The following is a 6,069-nucleotide window of genomic DNA, read 5'->3' on the forward strand; positions in this document are numbered from 1 at the left end:
CACCGGATTCTCAGTCCGAAGGTCGGGGTTCGATTCCCCGTGGGGCTGCCAGGGTATTCCAAACTATAACGGATAACGGAGCGATATCATCAAAATGGTATCGCTCCGGTTTTTTTAGAGAATACTCTTCAAAGTTATTTAACAAGCCGAGTTCAGAACCTCACCTCAAAACCTACGAAGATCCCGGGCAACTCAGGCTTGAAAAGCTTATCCCACCTCTTAGATAACCCCGAGTGAACCACGATAGGGATCTTGGTCTTGTATCCGAGCGTGAGAACGCCGATTTTCATGTTCCCGCCAATGTTGAGCGAGAGCCTGTCTTTCTCGAAAACTCTCAGGAGATAGACATTTTCAGGCTGTATCTTCAACGTCTTCAAGTCCAGATTCACTCCGTAGGCCGAGTAGATTCTAAAGGGTCAAGGGGTACCTGCAGGGTCGGTGTTTCTTTGATCTCCTGGGTTGCTGCAATCGGTTCAGTCTCTTCTTCAACTACAAGCACCGGTACTCCCTGTGATTGTAAGGGTTTTAGAAACGCTTCGACTTCGTACTTCACAATGGCTCTTGCGGCATTTTCAACATGAGATGGGATTGACTGGTTGTCGACTCCGGCGAGTTCTTTCATAAGTTTGACGGCATGGTCTTCAATCTCTTCATTAAGCTTATCTCGTTCTTCCGTATCTTTCGTTGTCGCTTCCTTAGCATTTCTGTACATGACTTCCATATTCACGACAGCAATTTTCGCCCATCTTGTCAGCTTGTCAAGAAGAGAACCGTTGTCCGGTACGATTTTTTCAATTACCGTAGTTACCGGCTTAGCTATTGCCAGGATATTCGAGACAATCTCGCCCTTCACTTTCCAGACAAGTATTATTACGATAGCTATCGAAGCCACTGGTGCGATTATCCATAGCCACTCCATATCATTCATTCCTCCTTCTTGATCTCTCTGTATTTTGCGAGGACCTTCTTCACGAAGTCCTCAGTTTCTTTCGGCAATCTAGGTATCTTCCCCTGGATGAAGTCCTGGGCGTTTCCATAGCCCCAGTTCCAGGCGATTAAGACAAGATTTGTGTCATCAGGGAACTTTGAAAAAAGCCAGGCCAAATAAATGCTGGCCGCAACGGTCGAGCATACAGGGCAAAACGGATTGAAGGGATAACCGAACCTCTCACGAAGATCCCATTGTGTTATCGGCATAAACTGGAACAATCCCTGGGCGCCCTTTTTTGAAACCGCCTGTGGATCGAGAGAAGACTCAACACAGGCTATTGCGAAGAGAAGCTCAGGTTCAATCTTAGGGTTGGTTGCCTTCTGTCTCATCCAGGCTCTTATGTCTTCGAGAGTTATCACCATATCACCTCACAAAACCTGTCAGGAGGTCCAGAACCTTTATCCCAAACGCTCCTAGCAGGGCAAGTCCGATCGCTTTCCAGAGTTCTATCTTTTTGGATTTGATTCCGAAAGAGTTCTCCATGGCCTTTTCTATAAGTTTCTGGTTCATCTCCCACACATCCTGCATGAACTTCTTGTAGAAGCCGTTCTGCATGAAATCTTTTATGTTTGCTTCAACTCTGTCCAGCCTTTCATCAATCCTTTCGTCTTGAGCTTTGTTCATTTCGACAATCTCTTCTCTTACCTTGTGAATTATCTGCGTCTCGAATTGGTCTCGGTTTTTCAGGAATTCACATTCTTCATGCACAAGATCACCCTCAGAATATGGAATGAAAGAAGCCGTCTCAAAGGACGGCCTGTGTTATCTGTGTAGATTACATTCTCTACTATCGATCAAGCAGACTTGATCAGACAGATATCCGAAAAGTCCGCATATGCGCCGGGATTTGATGCAGTTACATTGAGAGCCAGTTCAATAGTCTCCACACCAGTCAACGAAGAAACATCGAATGTGCGTTTTGTCCAACTATGACCTGATGTAGAGTTATACACGGAAGTTCCGTTAATCTTGATCTGAAGATAATTACCCGATGTATAACCCCCTTTCTGAGTGTATATCTCAATTGAGGAAACATCCGTCATATCAATATCTGCGGACCACGCGTAATAACCAGTGGGAGCACTAGCGAGTTTGTTGATACGAAGCCCTTTACCTCCGGATGTGTAGCCGTCGATGATGGAAGACGAAACGTAATCATTATACGTATGCGGAACAGCCGGAGAACCGCCTTCCCAGACTTCGGCACTGTTCTCGTTTATCCAGACCACGCCGATATAGTCTTCATAGAGCATGATAGTTCGGCCAACGACTTCTTTGAATATCGCAGCCATAGCAGATTGTGAACAAGCAAGCCAATTTTTGCGCGTGTAAGTAGAAGTGAGAGAAGCCATCCAATCTGCCAGTTTTGCAACATATGGCATTGCTACTGAAGATTCTACCAACTCCTGTATTGCCGTATCTTCTGCAAGAACAGTGTCATACCAATAGCTACGTTGGTTATCATCAAAGATGAGCGGTACGGCAAAATGTGATTTGAAAAGTCTTTCACACCATGCCGAATCAGAGGCTAACTTTGCCTCGATTTCTGATTCCAGATATAGAAACGCACAAAGGCCAAGCTTATCTATCGCGTATTTTGCTTTTAGCGGTGTCATGTATTTATTATCAACGCTCCCGGCTTCAGCTTCCGCCTGTGTTGCTATACCGTAGTTCTCGACACTTCCCAAGCCTATATCTGATTTTGATAACTCGTCAGATCCACCCGTTGCATGGGTATTCTTATGAGCTGTCGGTGCACGAGCGTTCGTCATTCGAGAATCAGAGTTAGTAACGTATTTATTGGCTGATGAAGGCGTGCCGGAAGTTCCGGCTAAAGCGGCTTTTTGATCTGAGGTCGGGTCATTGGCGTTATTATGATGCGCTGTTGCATTGCTGGTGTGAGAGGAAATGGAGCTGTTTATCTCAGTCTGAGTAACAAATGTCGAGCTATGTTTTTCATTTCCATGTGACAAAGGTACTCTTTCGTCGCTCAACCTGCTGTCGTTACCCTGACACACCGTACCCGACGTAGTACCGAAACTCTTGTTGAACGCGTCATTTTTGCTGAAAGCAGGCTCGTACACTCCCGAATGGCTGTGGCTCGGAATGTACGACCTCAGCCTCCCGTCTTTGAACTCATATGCGGCTATGGCTGTTGTCATTCTTATGCTGGTTGTGGTGTTGTTCATGACACCGAGTAACAGATATACATAACCGTCGTCGGTAGTGGGGAGCGTCTGAGTCAGGAAGTCCGTTCCCCCTGCTGTTCCTGCTCCTGCGAGCTTGAAACTTCCGTTGGCCTGTATCGTTCCTTTGAGATAGATAGGTCTGTACGCCGCCCAACCCGAAGCAACATTGGCTGTATAATGCAAGTTCCCGTTAGTTACTCCGTTGTACCAGTAGCTAGCGTGTGTGCCGTTTGCAGCGATATCGGCTGTATAACCATAATACAGGATCGGCATATTTATATCCAATTCCGCATTTGAAACAGTTTTGCTCGTTCCAGTGCCGTTCTCTTTGGTCAGTGGATAAAGCCTTCCGTCTGTGCCGAACATCACTATCTTGTAATCGTAGATCGGGTCTGTGCCGGCCTGAAGAGTACAATTCCACCTCACGGTGTAAGATTCCGTATCATCAGACGTGTCGTGCGAACCCATGATCTGCAATTTGTTCAAGACCGCATCATACAACATCGGTACAACAGCTTCTCCGCTAAAATAGAGTGTTGTGGTTGAAGCGTTTGCAACGCCTAGACGAACGTTTACGCCATTGATCGTTGGAGCTGCTGCAGTATTCCCATATTTGAAGCGCACAAGATAGAGCGTTCCGGCCTCGAATGTAACTGGTTCGTCTGTTACTTTTGCCGCCGTAGCCGCTGCCGTTTGCACAGTCAAGGTCACTATGTGATTATGCGAATACGAAGCGGCTGCCGTTACCCACGCTGAACCATTCCACAGCTTCATGAGCGAATTGGCCGTGTCATACCAGATTGTCTTGTTTGCAACTTTATTTGTCGGCTCGGTGCTTTGCTCGTAGAAAACGGGCATTTGGTCTATCTTGTCGAAGTTGAAATTGAGATCGGCGATATCGGCGGTATCCGAATACTCGGGTTTCTTGAAACCATGATTTGAAGTTGTCTGCATGACTATCCTCCGTAAGGTGACCAGATGCCCGATCGGTCTTTTCCGTATACATTGATTCTTTGAGTACCTTCCTGGAGTTCATCCGCCTGAATTTGCGAAGTGATTGATACCCCGGCTTCTATAAAAGCTATCTGAGCCCAGGAAATCGAGTTTGATTCCAGAAAGCTCCAGGTCTTATTGTTCGCAGCCGACCAGTCGAATTTCTCTTCTTCCAACAAGTCCCCGGAGTTCCATGAGGTGCCGAGTCGATTTATTCTCCAGGCTACTATGTTCACATCGGACTTGAAAGTGACAAGCGACGAATCAAACCCGTACATATAAGAGAGCTTGAAAGTCGAAACGGCAGTAACATCGATCATATGAACACCAACTTCAGAGATTCCCTCTTGACAGTCGGGTTTCCCTGAATCTCCGCATACCACTCGTAATAAATGGTCTTCGGATTAGTTCCGGCCGGTAGGGTGTAGAGATAATAGTAGTGACCGAGTTCTACCCTGTTTTCGGATGTTATGGCAATGCTTGAGACCACACCGAACTTTGAGTCATAAACAATGAGCTTTATATTCGATGGGTCCACGGGGTTTCCGTCGAAGTCTTTGAAGAAAGCTTCCAGCTTAACCGTATTCCCAAATTGATACTGCATAAAATCACTCCTTGCTTCTATTTCAGCAACTCTTCGAAGAAGCGTAGTAGAAGAAACAACAACTATGGTTTTACCGCCGATACCAAGACTTTGCAGGTCTATGTCTCCGATGATCTCCTGGAGATCTATCTCGGGGACTTTCGATATAGCAGAAATCAGAAGCGGGATCTCGTTGGTCTCGATTTCCAGGCCCGTTACTTCGTCTTCTCCGAATACAAGGACTGCTTTCTGTACTGAGTTAGAAAGGTTGAAAACGGTATCCCTGGCTCTTGCATAAATATTGGCAATACCCGGCGCTACATTGTGAAAAGGAATGAATCCTTCGAAGTAGGTGCCGTAATAGGCTATTGTAGCGTTCTGCTTTATCCCTTTCGAATCGATTACATATAGCTCGAGAGTCGGATCAAGTAACTCGTCTCCTTCTACTCTGACGGGGCAGTAATCTCGACCCGTATAGTCAGGCGTAAAAAGCGCAATCTGAGGGCCTGTTGTGTCCAGTTCAAGGAAGAAATACGCATTCATGACAGCCCTCCAGTAGAAGGCAGAGCGGGTTTTCCCCGCTCTGCACAGTCGTTATACCGACCAGTTTCCGGCCTGGTCTTTGACGAAGACCTTGATTATCTTCTGGCCGTCGCCCGCGCTGGCAGCCTCGAGATCGGCACCGTAAACCTGACAGTTGATAGGCGTGCTTGCCGGATAGTCTCCCGCGTTCCCACTCATATTCGTTGAACCACCAGTCGTAGGAATCTGAGTTCCGGAGTTGTGGTCTGCTCCTGTAGAGCTGACGACCTTGACTTTGAACTCATCGAAGATGGAGTCAACGGAGAAAGAGAAGGAAGCGACATTCTTTCCGGAGACCTTCGAGATTTTCGAAACGTCCGGACCGGATATGGTCACAATCGGCCTCGTCGTATCGAGGATTATGCTTGCCGAAGCCTGTCCAGACTGGTTCCAAACATCGTCTCTGACTTTGAAATACACTGTCTTCGAGCCATCTCCGGACTCGAGTTTTATCTGCTTGGTGGCTGTCCAACTTATCCAGTTGGAGTTGGCTTCGGTGCCCTGGACATCCGCATCATAGGTAGTATCGACATCTCCCCAAATCTTGATCTGGTAACCTGTCTTGTCGGCGTCGCTACAAGACAGCGCCGCGTTTATCAACTGCTGAGTAGCGTACTGAGCACCACTCTCGAGAACTATTTGCGGATTCGCAGGACCCGTGGTGTCCAGTGTCAAGTTGAAATAACTTGCCATTTGCATCCCTCCAAAAGTAAACCGCCCTTTCGGGCGGT

The 6,069-nt window shown here is 47.0% G+C and carries 8 protein-coding genes; all 8 read right to left on the reverse strand.

Annotation, left to right across the window (positions count from 1 at the left end):
* Positions 1-152: 152 nt before the first annotated feature.
* Positions 153-377, reverse strand: coding sequence for a hypothetical protein (locus PKX57_RS10990; RefSeq protein WP_472417314.1), 225 nt, complete (start codon positions 375-377; stop codon positions 153-155).
* 8 nt (positions 378-385) lie between these two features.
* Complete coding sequence (locus PKX57_RS10995; protein ID WP_472417316.1) at positions 386-928, reverse strand: hypothetical protein; 543 nt, start codon at positions 926-928, stop codon at positions 386-388.
* Positions 925-1,350 carry a lytic transglycosylase domain-containing protein gene (locus tag PKX57_RS11000; protein ID WP_472417318.1) on the reverse strand — a complete coding sequence of 142 codons (426 nt, stop codon included), beginning with the start codon at positions 1,348-1,350 and terminating at the stop codon, positions 925-927. Before PKX57_RS11000 ends, PKX57_RS10995 begins: the two co-directional genes overlap by 4 nt.
* 4 nt (positions 1,351-1,354) lie before the next feature.
* Positions 1,355-1,615: a hypothetical protein gene (locus PKX57_RS11005; RefSeq protein ID WP_214047840.1), complete on the reverse strand. Its 261-nt coding sequence runs from the start codon at positions 1,613-1,615 to the stop codon at positions 1,355-1,357.
* A gap of 170 nt (positions 1,616-1,785) precedes the next feature.
* A complete protein-coding gene (locus tag PKX57_RS11010; RefSeq protein ID WP_472417320.1) occupies positions 1,786-4,134 on the reverse strand; it encodes a hypothetical protein in 2,349 nt (782 codons plus the stop codon).
* A 2-nt stretch (positions 4,135-4,136) separates the two neighbouring features.
* Positions 4,137-4,493, reverse strand: coding sequence for a hypothetical protein (locus PKX57_RS11015; RefSeq protein ID WP_472417322.1), 357 nt, complete (start codon positions 4,491-4,493; stop codon positions 4,137-4,139).
* Positions 4,490-5,299 carry a hypothetical protein gene (locus tag PKX57_RS11020; RefSeq protein WP_472417324.1) on the reverse strand — a complete coding sequence of 270 codons (810 nt, stop codon included), beginning with the start codon at positions 5,297-5,299 and terminating at the stop codon, positions 4,490-4,492. Before PKX57_RS11020 ends, PKX57_RS11015 begins: the two co-directional genes overlap by 4 nt.
* Positions 5,300-5,350: 51 nt before the next feature.
* Positions 5,351-6,031: a hypothetical protein gene (locus PKX57_RS11025; protein WP_472417326.1), complete on the reverse strand. Its 681-nt coding sequence runs from the start codon at positions 6,029-6,031 to the stop codon at positions 5,351-5,353.
* Positions 6,032-6,069 lie beyond the last annotated feature (38 nt).

This window comes from Mesotoga sp., from assembly GCF_035363035.1.
GTDB lineage: Bacteria > Thermotogota > Thermotogae > Petrotogales > Kosmotogaceae > Mesotoga.

What these genes read in the sequence shown, in the direction of transcription:
- PKX57_RS10995 (WP_472417316.1), bottom strand. Translation starts at nt 928, where the DNA reads ATGAATGATATGGAGTGGCTATGGATAATCGCACCAGTGGCTTCGATA.
- PKX57_RS11005 (WP_214047840.1), bottom strand. Translation starts at nt 1,615, where the DNA reads ATGAACAAAGCTCAAGACGAAAGGATTGATGAAAGGCTGGACAGAGTT.
- PKX57_RS11010 (WP_472417320.1), bottom strand. Translation starts at nt 4,134, where the DNA reads ATGCAGACAACTTCAAATCATGGTTTCAAGAAACCCGAGTATTCGGAT.
- PKX57_RS11015 (WP_472417322.1), bottom strand. Translation starts at nt 4,493, where the DNA reads ATGATCGATGTTACTGCCGTTTCGACTTTCAAGCTCTCTTATATGTAC.
- PKX57_RS11020 (WP_472417324.1), bottom strand. Translation starts at nt 5,299, where the DNA reads ATGAATGCGTATTTCTTCCTTGAACTGGACACAACAGGCCCTCAGATT.
- PKX57_RS11025 (WP_472417326.1), bottom strand. Translation starts at nt 6,031, where the DNA reads ATGGCAAGTTATTTCAACTTGACACTGGACACCACGGGTCCTGCGAAT.